Genomic DNA, 20776 nt, shown 5'->3' with positions numbered 1-20776 from the left:
AAGTCGTTTTGACTTATGTCCTATTTTCGTTTTTTATTTCCAAACATTTTACGAGAATATTTTAAAATTTAGCGTATACTTAATATAAGCAAGTTAGGAGGGCTTATTTATGAAACCATATGTTTATGTAATCAGTGATATTCATGGACAAGCAGATTTGTTTGATGCCTTACTCACAGACTATGACCCAGTCGAGCATCAGCTGGTTTTAATTGGTGATTTAAACGACCGTGGTCCGCATTCTAAAACCTGTTTTCTCAAAGGAAAAGAACTTGTCGAGCAACACGGCGCTGTTTATTTACGAGGCAATCATGAAGAATATTTTTTGCAGTTTCTTCAAAATCCAGAGGACTGGTTTGTAGGATATGTTCGCAATGGTGGCAAGGAAACAATTGAAAGCCTCTTGCATCCAGGAGCTACTGCAGAATACTCACCAACAGAAATGGCCTTAATGATCTGTAGTCGCTATCCAGAGTTAATTGATTTTTTAACAAAACGACCGCTTTATTTTGAATGGCAGCATTACTTATTTGTGCATGCTGGGGTTGATTTAACGATGGAAGATTGGCGGCAAACAGCACCTAAGGATTTTTTGTGGATTCGCGAACCCTTTCATCAAGGGAAAAATAATACAGGCAAGACCATTGTTTTTGGTCATACCATTACCCCGATGTTACATGGTGATATGCAGACCACGGACCTTTGGCAAAGTGATGGAAAAATTGGGATAGATGGTGGTGCTATTTTTGGTGGCTCAGTGCATGGTGTGATTTTTAATGAAAAAGGCATTGTCCAAGATATCGAATATCAAAAACGCACCCCTGCGTGGCAACCAGAATTTTGATTCCTTAATCGCACGAATCAGTTACCTCACTTCTATATTTAGAAGCAAAAATATGCTAAAATAGATAAGTATGCATAAGAAAAGAGGTATCTAGTTAATGGCAGAAGCTTATAACGAAGAAGTAGTAGCGCTACTTCAAAAAGAATTGACAACGTATCGTTCAAAACAAATAACAACGGTTTTAACTTTATTAAATGAAGGAAATACAGTTCCTTTTATTGCCCGTTACCGGAAAGAAATGACTGGAAGTTTAGATGAAGTCCAAATCCGTGAAATAGAAGAACGTTATCATTATTTACAAAACTTGAAAAAGCGGAAAGAAGAAGTTCTCCGTTTAATTGAAGAGCAAGGAAAACTAACAAAAGAACTCAAAACAGATATTCAAAAAGCAGTAAAAATGCAACAAGTGGAAGATTTATATCGACCATATAAACAAAAACGTCGGACTAAAGCGACTATCGCGAAAGAAAAAGGGTTGGAACCATTAGCAGATTGGTTGCTCTCTTTACCTGAAAACGCGGATATCTTAGCTAAAGCGGCTACTTTTATTAATGAAGAAAAAGAAGTTGCAACCGCCGAGATAGCCTTGCAAGGTGCTCATGAAATTTTAGCAGAACGTATTAGCGATGAACCAAAATACCGAACATGGTTACGTGATTATATGGTTAAACATGCGCAATACGTTAGCGTAGTTAAGGACGAAGAAAAAGACGAAAAGCGGACCTATGAAATGTATTACGATTTTGCAGAACCAGTTAGCAAAATGGTGCCGCACCGTGTCTTAGCAACGAATCGTGGTGAAAAAGAAGACATTTTAAAGGTTTCCCTTGTCGCTGATGAAACAAAAATTAATGATTATTTCCAACGTCAACTAATCGGCAAACAAGCAACAAGTTTTGCTGCTCCATACATTGAGGCTGCTTATTTAGATAGCTATAAACGATTTATTGGACCAGCGATTGAACGGGAGATTCGCAATGAATTAACAGAAAAAGCTGATGAACAAGCGATTGCAATTTTCGGTGAAAATTTACGTAATTTATTATTACAGTCACCACTTAAAGGAAAAGTTGTTCTAGGATTTGACCCGGCTTATCGGACAGGCTGTAAATTAGCAGTTGTCGATGAAACGGGTAAAGTTTTAGCAATTCAAGTGATTTATCCACATAAACCAGCGACTGCTGCGAAACGTGAAGCCGCTGGTCCAGCCTTTAAAAAGATCATTGAAGACTATCAAGTGGACATGGTAGCTATTGGAAACGGAACGGCAAGTCGTGAATCTGAATTGTTTGTGGCAGAGCAATTAAAAGCGGTGAAACGGGACGTCTTTTACGTGATTGTTAATGAAGCAGGGGCTTCCGTTTACTCTGCGAGTGAAGTGGCTCGTAAAGAGTTTCCTGATTTACAAGTCGAAGAACGAAGTGCGGTCAGCATTGCACGTCGTTTACAAGATCCGTTGGCAGAATTAGTAAAAATTGATCCCAAAGCAGTCGGGGTCGGTCAATATCAGCATGACGTATCGCAAAAACGTCTTGCCGAGCAATTGGATTTTGTTGTGGAAACTGCGGTAAACCAAGTTGGTGTTGATGTGAATACAGCGAGTGCTCAACTTTTACAACATATTTCTGGCTTAAATAAAACAACGGCGCAAAACTTAGTCACTTATCGTGATGAAAATGGTGTCTTTACAGCACGAAATCAAGTCAAAAAAGTACCTCGTTTAGGACCAAAAGCATTTGAACAAGCAATTGGCTTTTTACGAATTCCTAATGGCAAAAATGTGTTAGATAACACTGGCATTCACCCAGAAAGTTATCCAGTAGCACAAGCAATTTTAGAAAAAGCAGAGATTGCTTCTAAAGAATTAGGGACAGCAGAAGCTATCGAAAAATTGAAACAGTTACCAGTGAATCAATTAGCTACTGAGTTAGAAGTTGGTTCAGAAACACTCACAGATATTATTGCTAGTTTAATCCAACCAGGTCGTGATATGCGCGATGAGATGTCCGCGCCACTTTTACGTAAAGACGTGTTGACAATGGAAGATTTGAAACCAGGAATGGAAATGCAAGGGACTGTTCGAAACGTAATTGACTTTGGCGCGTTTGTCGATATTGGTGTGAAGCAAGATGGCTTAGTCCACATTTCTAAGTTAAGTACTAAATTTGTTAAGCACCCAACGGATGTTGTTGCGGTGGGGGATGTAGTCACAGTTTGGGTAGAAGATGTTGACTTGAAAAAGGGGCGTATTAGTTTAACTATGTTGCCTCGTGCTGATAGAAAAGAGTAACAATGAAAGAGTCTCAACCAGTCTTGATGACAGATCAAGCGCTTCAAACGCTAGTGGAAAAAATTTCAATCGTATTTTTTCAGAAACCTTTTCTGCATCAAGCTACATTTAATCGGCGGTTAAAAACTACGGGCGGTCGCTATCATTTAGCTTCGCATCACCTGGATTTTAATCCAACTGTCTTTTTAAAGTATGGACAAGAGGAACTGGAAAAAGTCATTAAGCATGAGTTATGTCACTATCATTTACATTTAGCTGGCAAAGGCTATCAGCATAAAGATAAGGACTTTAAAGAGTTATTGGCTAAGACTGGCGGTGCCCGTTATGCACCGCCTCTAGTAGAACGGAAAAAAGCAGTTTTCCATCAGTACCAATGTCAGTCTTGTGGAGAAGTCATCCTCAGAAAACGACGAATTGATACGACACGATATGTCTGCGGAAAATGTCATGGGCGTTTGTCCTGGCAAGCGAAAAAAGAACAAATCTAACGATTCTGGTCTTTGTTATCTTGACAAAGACCAGTAATTATTTTAGGATAAATAAGTGCTCTTAAAATGCAGATGTGTTGGAATTGGCAGACAAGCATGATTGAGGGTCATGTGGACAGATGTCCGTGTGGGTTCGAGTCCCATCATCTGCATCAACTAGTATAACAAGAGGTCGGGACAGAAGTGTTTAACTCCGAGAAATAAGAAGGAATTTCCGAAAATTGTTCTTTAATTTTTGGAGAATTTCGGCTTATTTCCGAAGAAGTTGCTTCTGTTCCCACCGTTTATCAGTTTTTGAGCGTGGAGCAAAAATCCAAAGTGATTTTTGTCCCACGCTCTTGTTTATTACGGAAAAACCATCAATTTTTTATTAAATTCTGATATTTATTATTGCTTTTTCATTATAGTTGGCGTAACTTTAGAGTATAAATTTGTGAAGCGAGGGAGTCCGTGTGAGAAATTTTAAAAAATCTGATAAATTAAATAACGTAAGTTACGATGTCCGTGGTCCTGTTTTAGAAGAAGCAGAACGCATGCAAGAAGAGGGCATACGTATTTTGAAATTAAATACAGGGAATCCAGCGCCATTTGGTTTTGATGCCCCAAATGAAATTGTGCGCGACATGATTGTAAATGTTCGCGATTCAGAAGGTTATTCCGATTCAAAAGGTATTTTTTCTGCAAGAAAAGCGATTGAACAATATTGCCAATTAAAAAAATTTCCTAATGTAACGATTAATGATATTTACACTGGTAATGGCGTGAGTGAACTAATTACCATGTGTATGCAAGGCTTGTTAAATAACGGCGATGAAGTACTTGTGCCAATGCCAGACTATCCTTTATGGACTGCATCTGTTTCTTTGGCGGGCGGTACGCCCGTTCATTATATTTGTGATGAGCAAGCAGAATGGTATCCAGACATTGATGATATAAAATCAAAAATAACTTCGAATACAAAAGCAATCGTTATTATAAATCCAAATAATCCGACTGGTGCTTTATATCCGAAAGAGTTATTACTAGAAATTGTCGAAGTGGCACGTCAAAATGATTTAATTATTTACTCCGATGAAATTTATGATCGTTTGGTCATGGACGGTTTGGTTCATGTACCGATTGCTACATTAGCACCTGATTTATTTGTCGTAACATTGAATGGTTTGTCAAAATCACATCGAGTGGCAGGCTTCCGATGCGGTTGGATGGTGTTAAGTGGAGATAAATCACGAGTAAAAGGGTATATCGAAGGGCTAAATATGCTTGCTTCCATGCGGTTATGTTCGAATGTGTTGTCACAACAAATCATTCAAACCGCATTAGGCGGCTATCAAAGTGTCGATGATTTACTTTTACCAGGTGGCAGAATTTACGAACAACGAGAATTTATTTACAATGCGATAAATGATATTCCTGGTTTATCAGCCGTGAAGCCTAAAGCAGCTTTCTATATTTTCCCGAAAATTGATACGGCCAAATTTGACATTTATGATGATGAAAAATTTGTTTTAGATTTCTTACACAAACATCATATTTTATTAGTCCATGGTGGTGGGTTCAACTGGCAACAACCAGATCACTTCCGTATTGTTTATTTACCGAAGATGGAAGACTTAAAAACTACAGCAGATAAAATGCGTGAATTTTTAAGTACCTACAAACAAAAATAAAAGAACTACCAAAAAATAGCCTCTAACGAAGCTATTTTTTGGTAGTTCTTGTTTTATCAACAATACTATTCTGCGGTTTCACATGCTTTTTTACTAATAATCATTCGGTTGGTATATTTTTCTTCCATATCAGGACTAGGATTTGCTACTACGATGAGATAAGAATTTTCATACTCCTTCTCCACAAAGCCTGAATAATTTGTTTTTTCCCAAATGAAGTGAACCTTTTTCTCTTCGGCCATACAATAACACTCCTTTTTAATAAAAATGAACCTATTTATTTTCTAAGAAAACCTTAGATAATGTTCTTGCAGTATATTATGCAATAAAGTACAATAAAAGCATAATGCGAATTCGCATATTTTGACAAAATCCCCATTTTGCAAGGAAAATGGCCGATATAAATAGGAGCTATTGTGATGAATTCTTTAGGTGCAGTTATTAAAGAAATTAGAAAAAATAGAAAATTGACACAGAAAATGTTATCAGAAGACATCTGTTCGCAAAGTGTTTTAAGTCGCATTGAAAACAATGAAGAGTTGCCAAACGTTCTCGTAATGCAACAACTTTGTGATCGTTTAGGTGTGACTGTTGATCAGATTATGCGTTATAAATCTGGTGATGTGCACGTTGTTACGTATTCATTTGAAAAAATGGCTGAATATTTTCGCCATAAAAAATATCAATTATTATTAAATTATTTAAAGGAAAATCGTATTGAAGAACAATTGTATTTAGATACGGACTGGCAAAAATATTATTATTATTTAGGTAGTTGTGAATTGTTTGTTCTAAATGATTATGAAAAAGCTATTGCTAGCTTGCGTAAAGGGTTATCTTTCACCTATAAAGCCGATAAGTTAAATGTTTCTGATTTAGAGATTCAATTAATTAGTTGTCTAGGTGCCACTTATGGTTACATGGGCAATCGAGTAGAAGCAGAACGATTTTTAAGTTTGAGTATTCATTATTTTAATCAATTGCCAAATGAACGCAGTAATGCAGAGTTAACGAAAATATTTTTTAATTATGCTGATTTCTTATTTAAAAATTATACAGAAAAAGATGCCGAAATTTATGTGGATCAAGGAATTACTTGGGCCCGCAAAAAAAATAGTTATTATTATTTAAGTGAATTATTAAATCTAAAATATTTAGTTTTAATGAGAAAGAATAAACACGAAGAAGCAGAACGTTATTTAAACTTAGCACAACAAATGAAAAATGTGGAAAGTGGCAATCTTTAAAAAATCCTCAGAATTGCTTAAAAGGTCTACACCATTTCTTGACTTTTGTACTGATTAAGAGTACTTTTGAAGTAAGTAAAATAAAGAAAGAAGGATGAAGATGAAAACATTTATCTTTGCAGACAAGTTCTTTTTAAAAAGCGAGGTTAAAGGACCTGGTTATTTAGAAATCACGGATGGTATCTTTGGTAATTATACAAAAGATGAACCGCAAGGGGACGTAAAAATTATTCGTGAGGAAGGCAAATGGATTGCCCCAGGTTTAGTGGATACTCATATTCATGGTTACATGAATCATGACGTAATGGATAACGATGCAGAAGGCATTAAAGTGATGTCTGAAGGCTTATTATCTTGTGGTGTAACTTCATTTTTACCAACAACGTTAACTTCAAGTAAAGAACGTTTAACAGACGTTGCACGTACGATTGGTCAAGTCTACCAAGAAGTACCTGGTGCAAAAATTCAAGGGATTTACTTTGAAGGACCTTTCTTTACTGAAGAACATAAAGGCGCACAAAATCCAAGTTATTTTGGAGATCCAGACCTTGATACATTCCACGAATGGCAAGAAGCTTCAGGCGGAATTATTAAGAAAATTGCGTTGGCTCCAGAACGTAATGGTGTGAAAGAATTTGTTGAAACCGTTACAGATGAAGGTGTCGTTGTTGCTTTAGGCCATAGTAATGCGACCTTAGAAGAAGCTGATGTGGCAGTTGAAGCAGGCGCTAGCGTTTTTGTTCATGCATATAATGGGATGCGCGGCTTAAATCACCGTGAACCAGGGATGGTTGGTGCATTGTTAACGTTACAACACGTTTTCTCTGAATTAATTTGTGATGGACACCATGTACATCCGCAAGCGGCTGAAGTATTGATGGAAAAAGCGGGCCATGATCACGTTGCGTTAATTACAGACTGCATGATGGCTGGCGGTATGCCAGATGGCAACTACAATTTAGGTGAATTTCCTGTTGTGGTAGCAGAAGGAACGGCTCGTTTGGATACTGGGAACTTAGCAGGTAGTATTTTAAAACTAAAAGAAGCAATTAAAAATGTAGTTGATTGGGGTATTGCAACACCTGCACAAGCAATTATGATGGCTTCATTAGTTCCTGCTATTAGCTGTAAAATTGATGATCAATGTGGCATGATTGCAAATGGTCGAGATGCTGACTTTATCGTATTAGAACCAACCATGGAATTAGCAGCCACTTATTTAGATGGCGTAGAACGTTATCGAGCATAAGACACAAGAAAAAGCTTGCGGAAATTTATCCGCAAGCTTTTTTTATAATTCTTTTGGTAAAATCGCAGAAGTGATTTCTTTGTTCTCGTAGGCAATAAAAAAATCGATTAATTGCTTGTCAAATTGCTCAATATCCTCTTTGTAAAGGGAGCTGGGAATCACAAAGGTTTGCTCTAGAGTACCTGCTAGATAATCGCCATCTAAACTTTGGGCGACAACTAAAAATTCTTGTTTGCGCCAATGTTCCACATCTGTTTCAGAAATGGTTTCTGGAGAGGCTAAAAATTTACAATTTTCGACAAACTGTTCATCAATTTCTTCACTGAAAGTTAATTCAGCATCCTCTTCTTGAGGTTGAGAGAGGATTGCTTGCAAAAATGTTTGTGGTTTTGCATCGGGTAATGTTTCTTTTAGCTGTTCAAAATCCAATGAAAGTTCCTCCTTATTGTTTGTTTAAAATAGTTACTGAAAAATCAATGGGTGAATTTGTTTTAAGGCTTTTGGCTTCTAAGATGATTTTTTCAGCCAACAAATCGTTTCCGTTATATACAGGTGTCACGCGATAACGAACGGTTTCGCCGCGATCAAGAGCTGCCCGAATCTGATTTTCATATTTCGTCATATAAGGAGTGTTGACAGGATTCTGATACAAGGTGGTTAAGTTACGTGGATCATCACCACTGCCTCCCATTTGACGGCCGATTAGGTGGCCACGCGAATGATTAGCTTTTCCTGAAATGAAACCAGCTGGTCGAATATCTTTATTAGCGGAAGTTCCTGTATTGACCATTGCGGGTTTTAATAGCGCATCAGCGCCTGTCGCTCGTTTTAGACGATCTAGAGAATGATAAGTAATCCAGCCGTTTGAGTTATCCTTTAATTCCTCTGCTGAAAATGTGGCTTTACCATTTTCAATGGGTCCGGGATTATCTCCTTTAGGTGCTGGTGTGCTTGAAGGGGTGGTTGTTTGTGGTTGAACATTAAATAAATCTTGTAAAGCATCAGGAACTTTAACGCCAACCGCGCCTAAAATTAAAATGATTAATGCGCCAATTAGCATGATGGTTGAATTAAATGGTGGTTTCTTCTTTCTGTTTGCCATAACGTGCTCCTCTAATTTTATACTTGCAATAGTCCAAATTTAAGTGGACCATCTTTTCTATTATACGTAAATTTGCTAAAAAATCAAAAAAGGCTTTTCTTTGAAAGACTTGTTTTCTCAGATATGTTACTATTTTAATGTAGAAGGGAAGGGATAGTGGATGGCCTATATTGAAGTAAAAAATGAATACAAGCGTTACCAAATGGGAGAGACAACTATTACTGCGAATGACGGCATTTTTTTTGAAGTGGAAAAAGGAGAAGTAGCGGTTATTTTAGGCCCCAGCGGTGCTGGAAAATCAACTGTTTTAAATATTCTTGGTGGAATGGACAGCTGTGATGAAGGGGAAATTATTATTGATGGTACAGATATCGCTCAGTTTTCAGAGAAACAATTAACCACTTATCGACGCAATGATGTCGGGTTTGTTTTCCAATTTTACAATTTAGTCCCAAATTTAACGGCAAAAGAAAATGTCGAATTGGCTTCGCAAATCGTTGCGGATGCGTTGGATTCGACCACTGTTTTACAATCGGTGGGTTTAGGGGAACGTTTAGATAATTTTCCAGCGCAACTTTCTGGTGGTGAACAACAACGAGTGACCATCGCCCGTGCGATTGCTAAAAAGCCCAAGTTACTTTTATGTGATGAACCGACAGGAGCACTGGATTATGAAACAGGGAAACAAATTTTAACTATTTTGCAAAACACTGCTCGTGAAACAGGAACGACCGTCTTAATTATTACCCACAATTCAGCCATTGCAGAAATGGCCGATCGGGTAATTCGAATTAATGATGCGAAAGTTCGCGAAATGACTGTGAATGATCAGCCTAAATTGGTTGCTGAAATTGAATGGTAGGTGCCTAAAATGAAGAAAACAGCGCTAATTAAAACAAGCTTACGTGAAATTAGACAATCTACTACACGGTTTTTATCGATTATGGGGATTATTTTCCTTGGTGTAATGGTTTTTGTTGGTTTGAAAGCTACTGGACCAGATATGATTAAAACCGCGAATAATTATTACCAGAAAGAGCAGCTTCCAGATGCGCGAATAATTTCTACAATGGGACTGGAAAAGAAAGATTTAACAACACTACAGTCTTTAAAAGATGTCGAAACAGTTGTGCCGCGGTATACAATAGATGCCACGATTGGGCCGCAAAATAATGCAGTAAAATTGTTTGGCTATCGAAAAAATCAAGCAGGATCGGTTAACTATCAAGTAGTTGACGGTCGCTTACCTAAACAAACAAATGAAATTGCATTAGATACATTAGCGAAAACTAGATATGACTATAAAATGGGTGATAAAATCACTTTAAACGATGCAGCGATTAAAGAAAAAGGACTGACGCAAACTCATTTTACTGTTGTCGGATTTATCAATTCACCAGAATATATTGATAATACATCCAGGGGAACCACAACGGTCGGTTCTGGAACGTTAAACTTTTTTGGCGTGGTTTCGGAAAAAGCCTTTGACAGTCAACGGTATCCAGAATTGCTAATCTCATTTCGTTCATTAAAACATCAAAATACGTATTCCTCTGATTATGAAAAGAAAAGAGAGCAGGCCTTAAATCAGGTAAAAGAGGCACTGAAAAATCGGCCAGAAGAACAGGTTGCGGCTCTGCGTGATTCGGCTCAGCCGGACATTAACCAAGGTCGGCAAGCGCTGGAAACGGGAAAACAAGCACTTGCGCAGTTGGAGCAACAACCAGGAATTCCATCTGAGATGCTTGAAAAGCAAAAAGACGAATTGGCTAAACAAGAACAACTGTTGGCTGAAAAAGAAACAGAGCTAGCCAATTTGAAAGCCCCAACTTATTATTATTTTACCAGGGAAGACAATCCAGGATTTTCTGAATATCAAGATAATGCTGATCGGATTTCTTCTTTAGCCACGCTGTTCCCGTTGTTCTTTTTCCTAATTGCGGCATTAGTCAGCTTAACTACCATGACACGTATGGTGGAAGAAAAAAGAATGGAAATTGGTAGTTTGAAAGCTTTAGGTTATCGTAATCGTGAAATTGCTTCGATTTTTATTACCTATGCAACGGTTGCTAGCCTAACAGGTGCATTATTAGGATTGGCAGTTGGCTATTATCTATTCCCTAAAATAATTTTTGATGCCTACGGTCAAATGTACAATATTCCTGATTTAGTTACACCGTGGTACTTAAATTACAGTTTATGGGGCATCATTGTAGCCTTAGCTTGTACTGTGGGAGCGGCCTTAGTGACATTAAGAATCGATTTATTAAGTACCCCAGCTACCTTGCTAAGACCCAAAGCGCCGAAAGCAGGCCAACGGATTTTATTAGAACGAATCCGCCCTTTATGGCAACGCATGAGCTTTATTCAAAAAGTGACCGCTAGAAATCTGTTCCGCTATAAACGACGGATGCTGATGACCGTTATCGGAATAGCTGGTTGTATGGGGCTGTTAATTGTTGGTTTTGGTTTACGCGATTCAATTGTGGATGTCGCTACAATTCAATTTAATAAAATCTGGCATTACCAAGCAGTCGTGACTTTTAAAGAGCAAACAACACCTGAAGAGACAAAAGAGTATCAAGAAACGTTGCGCAAACTGGATGGTTTGAATAAAACAATTCCGTTATATTCAGAAATCTTTAAAACGAAGGGCAAAGGCGCACCAACTCAAAATATTACTCTTTATGTGCCACAAGATCCTTCGAAAATGGCTGAGTTTCAATTATTTAATGATCGAGTCACTGGAGAAAAATATTCCCTCAACGATGACGGTGTAATCATTAATGAAAAATTAGCTAAATTATTTGGCTATAAAGTCGGAGATCAATTAAATTTAGAAAATAGTGATAATCAAACCTATCACGTGAAAATTGCCGCGATTGCAGAGAACTACACGGGTCATTTTGTCTATATGACGCCGAAACTCTACCAGACGATGACGAAACAGAAGCCGGAGTATAATACAGAATTCCTACTTTTTGACAAAAAGTTATCCTCAAAACAAGAAACCTCAATCGGAGAGGCGTTGACAAAACAGCCGAAAGTGTTGAACATTACGTTTTTAACTGCGATGAAAGGTTCGTTTGATGATATGCTAAAAAGCCTTGATATTGTCATTTGGGTACTAATTGCTGTTTCTGGTTCTTTAGCGTTAATTGTGTTATATAATTTAACCAACATTAATGTTTCTGAACGGATTCGAGAACTTTCCACGATTAAGGTTTTAGGGTTTTACGATCGTGAAGTCACCACCTATGTTTACCGTGAAAACATTATTTTAACGTTCATTGGTATTATTGTTGGCTGCTTCTTTGGGAAAATTTTGCATCAGTATATTTTAGCAACCGTTGAAGTTGATTTAATTATGTTTTCGCCAATTATTCATTGGCCAAGTTATCTGTATTCCGCAGTCATCACCATGTGTTTCACGTTGTTTGTGATGGTCATTATGCATCGGAAATTGAAGAAAATCAATATGATTGAAGCGTTAAAATCAAATGAATAGCACATTTTAAAAACGAGGAGTCCGTAGAAGTTCGATAATTCTAGGACTGCTCGTTTATTGCTGCTTCTTTTATTAAGAAAAAATAGGTCTTAAGATGTATCTTTTGAGATTTATTTGGAAATTACTACTCTTTTTATTTAAAAATTGGTACACTATTACTAGGTTATAGCACAGAAAGGAGTGTGGGGAAAGTGTTAGAAGGTCTACCATTGGAAACGGTTTATTTTTATGCATTAGTGGGGAGCGCGGTCCTCGCTTTTTTACTAATTATTTTTGGGGATGTTTTTAATTTTGATGGACCGGTGGACCCAATGCTGATTATTCCATGGATTGCTTTTACCTCGCTGTTTGGGTACCTTGGGGAAGAATTAACAGCGGTGAATAGTTGGCTTATTTTAATTGTCAGTGGTATTCTTTCAACCATTATTGTTTTCTTCCTAAATTTTTATGTGTTGGTCCCTTTGAAAAATTCGGAGGCCACAATTTCTATTTCGGAAAAAGACATGGAGGGTCGTGTTGCTACTGTGATTACCCCAATTCCTGTCCGGGGAATGGGCGAGATTCAATTGAAGAGTGTCACAGGTTCGTTAAGTCGACCAGCAGCATTTTATGTGCCACAAGAAGTGGCTGCGCCAAGAGGTAGTGAGGTATTGATTATTGAATTGAAAGAACGGGTTTGTTATGTCATTCCTTACGAAGGCAGTCTAAAAATATAGAGTAGGAGAGAAGAAAATGGGGATTTTGTTACCGATTATTATTGCAGTTTTAGTATTATTAATGTTATTAATTGTGTTTGTTTCTAAATATCAGACAGCCAAACCTGATGAAGCGTTAATTATCAGCGGGAGCTATCTAGGCTCTAAAAATGTTCATGTAGATGAAGGTGGCAACAAAATTAAAATCGTTCGTGGCGGTGGTGCGTTTGTCTTACCAGTGTTCCAACGTTCAAATCGAATTAGTTTGCTTTCAAGTAAATTAGATGTTTCTACACCAGAAGTGTACACAGAACAAGGGGTTCCTGTGATGTGTGATGGAACATCAATCATTAAAATTGGTTCGTCAGTTGAAGAAATTGCGACAGCAGCGGAACAATTTTTAGGAAAAACAACAGAAGAATTAGAAAATGAAGCACGTGAAGTATTAGAAGGACATTTACGTTCGATTTTAGGTTCAATGACAGTGGAAGAAATTTACCAAAACCGTGATAAATTTAGCCAAAGTGTACAAGAAGTTGCCAGTGTTGACTTAGCTAAAATGGGCTTAGTTATTGTGTCGTTCACAATTAAAGAAGTTCGTGATAAAAATGGATACTTGGATTCATTAGGGAAACCAAGAATCGCTCAAGTTAAACGTGATGCAGATATTGCTGAAGCAGAAGCCTTGAAAGAAACTCGCATCAAAAAAGCGGAAGCAGAAAAAGAATCACAACAAGCGGAATTGCAACGTCAAACAGAAATTGCAGAAGCTTCAAAAGAAAAAGAATTGAAATTAGCGTTATACAAACAAGAACAAGATATTGCCAAAGCCAAAGCAGACCAAGCCTATAACTTGGAAAGTGCGCGTGCACAACAACACGTGGTGGAACAAGAAATGGAAGTCAAAGTTGTTGAACGTCAAAAACAAATTGAGTTAGAAGAAAAAGAAATTACGCGTCGTGAAAAACAATACGACTCAGAAGTTAAGAAAAAAGCTGATGCAGATCGTTACGCACGCGAACAAGAAGCTCTTGCTCAAAAAGCACGCGAAGTAGCAGAAGCCGAAGCAGAACGCTTCAAAGTTGAAGCATTAGCCGAAGCGGAAGCCAATAAAACGCGTTTAACAGGTCAAGCGCAAGCCGAAGCTATTTTAGCTCGTGGTGCAGCGGAAGCCGAAGCCAAACAAAAGATTGCTGATGCCTTCAAAGAATATGGTGAAGCAGCTGTGTTAAGTATGGTGATGGAAATGTTACCACAATTAATGAAAGAAGCAGCACAACCATTGGGCAACATCGACAAGATTTCAGTGGTAGATACAGGCGCAGGTGGCGAAAATTCTGGCGCCAACCGTATTACCAATTATGCAACAAACTTGTTGGCTGGTACACAAGAAACACTAAAAGAAACAACGGGCCTCGACGTGAAAGAGCTAATTGAAAACTTTTCTAAAAAAGGTACCTCAAATAGCGTGAACTATCATGCAACAGAAGGTTCAGAAAAAGAATAGAAATCAGCCATTAAGGAGTAGCGAATCGCATTTCGTTACTCCTTAATGCTGCATTGAAACGATAAACGAACAATCTGACAGAGAAATAGCGAGTGCTTGTTTTGTTTCAAAGATTCTGATAACATAGAGTTCTTGGAGGGATAGAGATGTCAAAAAAGAATAAAGATATTGAAGTACGTGTTGAAGAAGAAAAAGCCCAATACAATGGAGCAAATGTTTTAATGAACAAATTATTTATTGGTAAAAAAGAAATCGGTCGTGTCATTCCGCAAAATGATAAAAAATTCATCATTGAAATTGATGGCAAGCAAGAAGGTACAGCAAAAAATCTGGACGAAGCCTTTGAAACAATTATTCGTCAATGGAATTTAAGTGAATAAAAAATAAATAACAATTTTTTTAAAAAAAGGGTTGCTTTTTTCTGGAAAAGATTGTATTATAACTAAGTCAGGTCGTTACAGCGACAATGACTTTTTGGAGGAATAGCGAAGTGGCTAAACGCGACGGACTGTAAATCCGTTCCTTAGGGTTCAGTGGTTCGAATCCACTTTCCTCCATTTTCTTTTTGGGGTATAGCCAAGCGGTAAGGCAACGGACTTTGACTCCGTCATGCGTTGGTTCGAATCCAGCTACCCCAGTTTTCAGAACATTTCTGGTAGAGAGATGTTCTTTTTTTGTATAATTATATAACAAAAATGAGGTAAGATTTTCCTCATGTACAGGCTAGAAAAGTTTTCATTTATATAAGAATATGCTAAAGTATTAAGAAAGAATAGTCTGGAGTTGATAAGAATGAACTTTAAAGAAAAAATTACAGAAATGGTTGAAAATGTTTACGATTTAGCACGCGATGGTAAGTATGATGTCAAAGTTGACTTAATTCCTCGTAAAAAAGGCAACATCAAAAGTGGTGTTAAAGTCACTTCTTCAAGAAATACAGCCCACAATATCAAGTGGCGTTCAAAAAACTAATTCGTCTTTAACAGAAACACCGGAGCAGACAAAATTATTGTCTACTCCGGTGTTTTTATTTTTCTAATTCGATACCTAAGACAGTTAAATGCCCATTACCAACTAATTTGATAACTAATTGGGCTAAGTGGTTGGGTGTCATATCTGTTTCGCTAGTAATCCACCAATGAAGGGTACCGATGAAGATAGAGGTCATGTATTCAATAACAAAATCTATCGGTACATCAATATCATTTTCGGTAATACGCAACTGCGAAAAAATCGTCGCATATTTTTCTTCGATAATTTCAGCTAAGCGTTTTCGAAAGTGTTCGTTGAAATTATTGTCCATGATAGTTAAGAAGAAAGATTTGTTCTCTTGAATATTAATATAGAGTTGCGTCAGAAGTTCTTCAATGTGCTTCACGCGGACACGGTTGCCATTAACCAGTTGTTGCGAATCAAGAATAGCGGTAAAAGCACTAAGCGTAAAGGTGAAGATTGCATCATATAAATGCTGTTTGTCTTTAAAATGAGCATAAAAAGTCGCACGATTAATCATAGCTTCATCAGCAATATCTTGAATCGTCACCGCTTCGTAGCCTTTCGTTTCTACAAGTTTAAAAAAAGCTTCAATAATCATTTTTCTGGTTCGTTGTACTCTAAGGTCTGTTTTCTTTGCCATCATAAATTCCTTTCGAGATAGTCAACATTCGCGGAAACTTTGTTGTTTATCTCACAAAATAGGGTAAATTGCTTGTTGCAAATCATTTAGAACCTTTCTAAAATAGGTATATCTATTATAACAAACAGTTTGTATAATAATCAACAAACTGTTGGGAAATGAAGGGGTATTTTAATTGATGGTTATGAGAGCAGGGATTGATGTTGGGTCAACGACAGTAAAATTAGTATTTTTAAATAAACAAAATCAGCCTATTTTTACAAAATATGAACGCCATTTTTCAGATGTCAAAGCAGCAACGGAACGTATTTTAAAAGAAGGGCTATCAAGGATCGGTGCAGACCAACCTGTGACAATGAGCATAACTGGCTCTGGTGGTATGGGGCTGGCTGAGGTATTAGGGATTCCCTTTGTTCAAGAAGTTATCGCGTGTACACGAACTGTTGAAACAATAATCCCAGAAACGGATGTTGCTATTGAACTTGGCGGAGAAGATGCAAAAATCACTTTTTTTGATGGTGCTTTAGAGCAACGAATGAATGGTAGTTGTGCAGGTGGGACAGGCGCCTTCATCGATCAAATGGCTGTTTTACTTAAAACAGATGCCAATGGAGTGAATGAATTGGCGAAGAATTATCAAACTATTTATCCGATTGCTTCCCGCTGTGGGGTTTTTGCCAAAACGGATGTTCAACCTTTAATCAATGAAGGAGCAGCGAAAGAAGATATTGCGGCGAGTATTTTTCAAGCGGTAGTTAATCAAACAATCGCCGGGTTAGCTGCTGGTCGCAAAATTAAAGGTAAAGTAGCGTTTTTAGGGGGACCTTTATTTTTCATGTCAGAATTGAGAAAACGGTTTATTGAAACCTTAGCAATTCAGCCAGAAGATGTTATTTTTCCAGAACAACCGCAACTGTTTGTAGCAATGGGTGCAGCACTTTATTCAGAAGATGCAGCCGAATGTACATTGGAAGAATTAATTCAGCGCTTAGTGAACAGCCAGGCTACTGATTTACAGCCGAGCGACACGTTACCACCGTTATTTAACAGCGCAGAAGATTTGGCAGATTTTCGAGAAAGACACGCGCAAGCTCAAGCAACGGAGAAACCTTTATCTCAACATACTGGCGTGACCTTTTTAGGGATTGATGCAGGCTCTACAACGACAAAAGTCACATTGATTGATGAAGATGGTCATTTGTTGTTTTCTTTTTATGGTAATAACCAAGGGCAACCTTTAGAAACCACCATGACAGTACTGAAGTCACTTTATCAACAACTGCCTGAAGAAGTTTTTATCGGAAAAGCGGCTGTTACAGGATATGGAGAACAGCTAATAAAAAATGCGTTAAAAGTCGATATTGGTGAAGTTGAAACGATGGCCCATTACAAAGCAGCCAACCATTTTCAGCCAGGTGTGGATTTTATTTTGGATATCGGAGGACAAGATATGAAAGCGATGACCATTAAAAATGGCGTGCTTTCCTCCATTCAATTAAATGAAGCTTGTTCTTCTGGGTGCGGTTCTTTTATCGAAACCTTTGCGCAATCTTTAAACTATAATGTGAAGGATTTTGCTTTGGCCGCTTTAGAATCGCAAGCGCCTGTTGATTTAGGTTCTCGGTGTACTGTTTTTATGAACTCAAAAGTGAAACAGGTTCAAAAAGAAGGGGCCTCTGTCGGCGATATTTCTGCTGGACTATCTTATTCAGTCATCAAAAATGCCATTTATAAAGTCATTAAGGTTCGCCGGCCTGAAGAGTTGGGAGAAAAGATTGTCTGCCAGGGAGGAACATTTTACAATGAAGCGGTCTTGAGAGCTTTTGAAAAAATTAGCGGTCGTGAAGTGGTTCGTCCTTCTATTGCTGGTTTGATGGGGGCCTATGGGGCAGCGCTGATTGCTTTGGACGCTTATGAAATTGGGGAAGAAACCACGCTTCTTTCTTTAGAAGAGTTAGCGGCATTTACCTCTGAAAAGGAATTTACTCATTGCGGCTTGTGTGAAAACAATTGTCAATTAACGGTCACAGTGTTTTCAGATGGGCGCCAATTTATTACGGGAAATCGCTGTGAACGTGGTGCGCGAATTAAAATTAAACGAGAAGAACGCAAAGTGAATTTGGTTGATTATAAGTACCGCAAGTTATTTAAGTACCGACCTTTGCGGGAAAATAAAGCGTTTCGTGGGCGCTTGGGTATCCCTAGAGTCCTAAACATGTATGAAAATTATCCTTTGTGGCATACATTTTTTACTGACTTAGGCTTTCGGGTCGAATTATCGCCACGTTCTAATAAACAAATCTATGAACAAGGCCTTGAAACGATTCCCAGTGATACGGTTTGTTACCCAGCGAAAATGGCGCATGGACATATTCAAGCATTAATTGATGCGCAAGTGCCAATTATCTTTTATCCTGGTGTCGTTTTTGAACAGCAAGAAACAGTGGAAGCGGATAATCATTTTAATTGTCCAATTGTGCAAAGCTACCCAGATGTCATTCGAAATAATGTGGATGCCATCAGAGAGGGCCAAGTGGATTATCGAAATCCCTATCTTAATTTAGCGAATGAAGCTGCAGTTGCCAAAGTTTTAGCTGAAAATTTTGCTGATTTAGGGATTTCCTTAGAAGAAATTCAAACAGCGCTGCATCATGGTTATCAAGAATTAGCAGCCTTTAAAAAAGAAATTCAAGAAAAAGGCGAAGAAACGTTAGCCATGTTAACTGAAAAAGGCCAGAGAGGGATTGTCTTATCGGGGCGACCGTATCACTTGGATCCAGAGATTAATCACGGCATTGCCGAAGTCATTACACAGGAAGGATTCCATGTCTTGACAGAAGACAGTATCTCGCATCTTGGAGACGTGCAGAATTTACGTGTGGTGAATCAATGGGTCTATCATTCTCGCTTATATGCGGCGGCTAAAGTAGTGGCTAAGACGAAAAATTTAGAACTTGTCCAACTGAATTCCTTTGGTTGCGGCTTAGATGCTGTGACAACCGATCAAGTAGAAGAAATCATGGATCGGTCTGGCAAAATTTATACAGTCCTCAAAATCGATGAAGGTGCGAATTTGGGCGCAATTCGTATTCGGTTGCGCTCCTTGAAAGCGGCTGTCAATGAGCGGGAGAAGCAACAGTTTGTTCCGCATATGCAAATGGAAGAGCCGGAGAAAATTGTGTTTACAAAACAAATGAAAAAAACACATACTTTACTGTTACCAATGCTTAGCCCGATTCATCAATCTGGATTAGTCGATGTAGCATTACAAGCTTCTGGCTATCATGTCGTCTGTTTGCCTGCGCAAGACAAAGAAGCTGTGAATGTCGGGTTAAAATATGTCAATAATGATGCGTGTTACCCAGCAATTATTTCCATCGGACAACTAGTTGAAGCTTTGGAAAGTGGTCAATATGATTTGGATAATGTCAGTGTCTTAATGACGCAAACAGGGGGCGGTTGCCGCGCAACGAATTACATTCCATTATTACGAAAAGCTTTAAATGATGCTGGTTTTTCTCAAGTTCCTGTAGTTTCAGTTTCGATGGGCAATAAAGGAGTCGAATCCAATCCAGGATTTAAATTTACGTTGCCAATGCTCAAACGCTTAGTAGTTGCCTTTTTATATGGTGACTTATTCGAACGAGTAGTTTATCGAACAAGACCTTATGAAACAGAAAAAGGAATGGTGGATCAACTACACCAAGATTGGCTAAAAAGAGTGGAAGCCAATGTCCGGAATGGTTCGCTGACACAATTTAATCACTTCATGAAAAAAATTATTCGGACGTTTGATGAAATTCCTTTACAAGAGATAAAAAAACCAAAAGTCGGTGTGGTCGGGGAAATTTTAGTGAAATATTCGCCGACAGCGAATAATGGTATTGTGCGTTTGCTAGAAGAAGAAGGTGCTGAAGCAGTTGTGCCAGATATTGTTGGCTTTATGAACTATTCTTTGTACAATCAAATTTGGAAATACGAAAATATGGGCATGTCAAAACAAAGCAAACGTTTAGCAGAATTTGCGATAAAAATCATTGAATTGGTAGAAAAACCAATGGATAAGGCATTGAGAAAATCTGTCCGTTTTGATGGTATTCATTCCATTTATGATATGGCAGCAGATGCAAGTAAAATTTTATCAATTGGTAATCATACAGGTGAAGGTTGGTTTTTAACAGCTGAAATGATTGAGCTCTTAAAACATGAGGTGAATAACATCGTTTGTATGCAGCCGTTTGGGTGTTTACCAAACCATATTGTTGGAAAAGGGGTCGTGAAAGAGCTACGACGTCAATATCCGCAAGCAAATATTGCGGCGGTGGATTATGATCCAGGGGTATCTTTGGTCAATCAGTTGAACCGAATCCGTTTGATGATGGCCACAGCGAACAAGTTGTTGAAAGAAGAAAATGTAAAAAGATAATAACTAATAGAAATTCGTTTAAAAACATTTGACTTGGTCACTTTTTACTGACCAAGCCAAATGTTTTTGTTATAAAAGAAAGTGTGCAACTAGACCAACTTTGATAAAAATTCC

General features: G+C 37.9%; 17 protein-coding genes and 3 tRNA genes. 16 read left to right on the top strand and 4 right to left on the bottom strand.

Translation table 11 applies throughout. The annotated features are described in order from the left end of the window. The first annotated feature begins 109 nt into the window (after positions 1–109). From IGI97_RS08475 to IGI97_RS08455, 5 genes are all read left to right on the top strand, one after another. A complete protein-coding gene (locus IGI97_RS08475; RefSeq protein ID WP_438738411.1) occupies positions 110–844 on the top strand; it encodes a metallophosphoesterase family protein in 735 nt (244 codons plus the stop codon). 97 nt (positions 845–941) lie between these two features. Further along, positions 942–3134, top strand: coding sequence for a Tex family protein (locus IGI97_RS08470; protein WP_002360465.1), 2193 nt, complete (start codon positions 942–944; stop codon positions 3132–3134). Positions 3135–3160: 26 nt separating this feature from the next. Further along, positions 3161–3622, top strand: coding sequence for a SprT family protein (locus IGI97_RS08465; RefSeq protein WP_002365561.1), 462 nt, complete (start codon positions 3161–3163; stop codon positions 3620–3622). Positions 3623–3690: 68 nt separating this feature from the next. After that, a tRNA-Leu gene (locus tag IGI97_RS08460) sits at positions 3691–3774 on the top strand. A gap of 300 nt (positions 3775–4074) precedes the next feature. Next, entirely contained in the window at positions 4075–5292 is a 1218-nt protein-coding gene (locus IGI97_RS08455) for a pyridoxal phosphate-dependent aminotransferase (protein WP_002357817.1), read from the top strand. Positions 5293–5357: 65 nt separating this feature from the next. On the opposite strand, the gene IGI97_RS08450 is transcribed toward IGI97_RS08455, so the two are convergent. Then, entirely contained in the window at positions 5358–5534 is a 177-nt protein-coding gene (locus IGI97_RS08450) for a hypothetical protein (RefSeq protein ID WP_002357816.1), read from the bottom strand. A gap of 177 nt (positions 5535–5711) precedes the next feature. Here IGI97_RS08450 and IGI97_RS08445 point away from each other — a divergent pair, with 177 nt between their 5' ends. Next, the gene (locus IGI97_RS08445; RefSeq protein WP_002381942.1) at positions 5712–6539 is read left to right on the top strand and encodes a helix-turn-helix domain-containing protein; all 828 of its coding nucleotides are present in this window, start codon (positions 5712–5714) and stop codon (positions 6537–6539) included. A 100-nt stretch (positions 6540–6639) separates the two neighbouring features. After that, complete coding sequence (nagA, locus tag IGI97_RS08440; protein ID WP_438738409.1) at positions 6640–7788, top strand: N-acetylglucosamine-6-phosphate deacetylase; 1149 nt, start codon at positions 6640–6642, stop codon at positions 7786–7788. 42 nt (positions 7789–7830) lie between these two features. Here the strand turns inward: nagA and IGI97_RS08435 are convergent, their stop codons facing one another. Beyond that, the gene (locus IGI97_RS08435; RefSeq protein WP_002360464.1) at positions 7831–8217 is read right to left on the bottom strand and encodes a hypothetical protein; all 387 of its coding nucleotides are present in this window, start codon (positions 8215–8217) and stop codon (positions 7831–7833) included. A 13-nt stretch (positions 8218–8230) separates the two neighbouring features. Next, on the bottom strand, positions 8231–8890 hold the full coding sequence (locus tag IGI97_RS08430) for a DNA/RNA non-specific endonuclease (protein ID WP_002357812.1): 660 nt from the start codon (positions 8888–8890) through the stop codon (positions 8231–8233). A 160-nt stretch (positions 8891–9050) separates the two neighbouring features. Between IGI97_RS08430 and IGI97_RS08425 the strand changes: the two genes are divergently transcribed. From IGI97_RS08425 to IGI97_RS08390, 8 genes are all read left to right on the top strand, one after another. Further along, entirely contained in the window at positions 9051–9752 is a 702-nt protein-coding gene (locus IGI97_RS08425; protein ID WP_438738407.1) for an ABC transporter ATP-binding protein, read from the top strand. 9 nt (positions 9753–9761) lie between these two features. Next, a complete protein-coding gene (locus tag IGI97_RS08420) occupies positions 9762–12398 on the top strand; it encodes an FtsX-like permease family protein (RefSeq protein WP_438738405.1) in 2637 nt (878 codons plus the stop codon). Positions 12399–12580: 182 nt separating this feature from the next. Beyond that, positions 12581–13114, top strand: a complete 534-nt coding sequence (locus tag IGI97_RS08415) for a hypothetical protein (protein WP_002357809.1) — start codon at positions 12581–12583, stop codon at positions 13112–13114. Between the two features lie 16 nt (positions 13115–13130). Continuing rightward, on the top strand, positions 13131–14600 hold the full coding sequence (locus IGI97_RS08410; protein WP_002357808.1) for a flotillin family protein: 1470 nt from the start codon (positions 13131–13133) through the stop codon (positions 14598–14600). A gap of 146 nt (positions 14601–14746) precedes the next feature. Continuing rightward, complete coding sequence (locus IGI97_RS08405; protein WP_002357806.1) at positions 14747–14980, top strand: DUF2969 domain-containing protein; 234 nt, start codon at positions 14747–14749, stop codon at positions 14978–14980. Positions 14981–15076: 96 nt separating this feature from the next. Then, positions 15077–15157 (top strand) — tRNA-Tyr (locus IGI97_RS08400). A gap of 9 nt (positions 15158–15166) precedes the next feature. Beyond that, a tRNA-Gln gene (locus IGI97_RS08395) sits at positions 15167–15238 on the top strand. 154 nt (positions 15239–15392) lie between these two features. Further along, positions 15393–15572, top strand: coding sequence for a hypothetical protein (locus IGI97_RS08390; RefSeq protein ID WP_002357804.1), 180 nt, complete (start codon positions 15393–15395; stop codon positions 15570–15572). 55 nt (positions 15573–15627) lie between these two features. Here IGI97_RS08390 and IGI97_RS08385 read toward each other — a convergent pair whose 3' ends face one another. After that, the gene (locus tag IGI97_RS08385) at positions 15628–16239 is read right to left on the bottom strand and encodes a TetR/AcrR family transcriptional regulator (RefSeq protein ID WP_002357803.1); all 612 of its coding nucleotides are present in this window, start codon (positions 16237–16239) and stop codon (positions 15628–15630) included. Between the two features lie 175 nt (positions 16240–16414). Between IGI97_RS08385 and IGI97_RS08380 the strand changes: the two genes are divergently transcribed. Then, entirely contained in the window at positions 16415–20662 is a 4248-nt protein-coding gene (locus IGI97_RS08380) for an acyl-CoA dehydratase activase-related protein (protein WP_438738801.1), read from the top strand. The last annotated feature ends 114 nt before the right edge of the window (positions 20663–20776 follow it).

It is taken from the genome of Enterococcus sp. DIV2419 (genome assembly GCF_051711865.1).
GTDB classification, from domain to species: Bacteria; Bacillota; Bacilli; order Lactobacillales; family Enterococcaceae; genus Enterococcus; species Enterococcus faecalis.
This window is presented reverse-complemented; position numbering and strand designations above follow the sequence as displayed.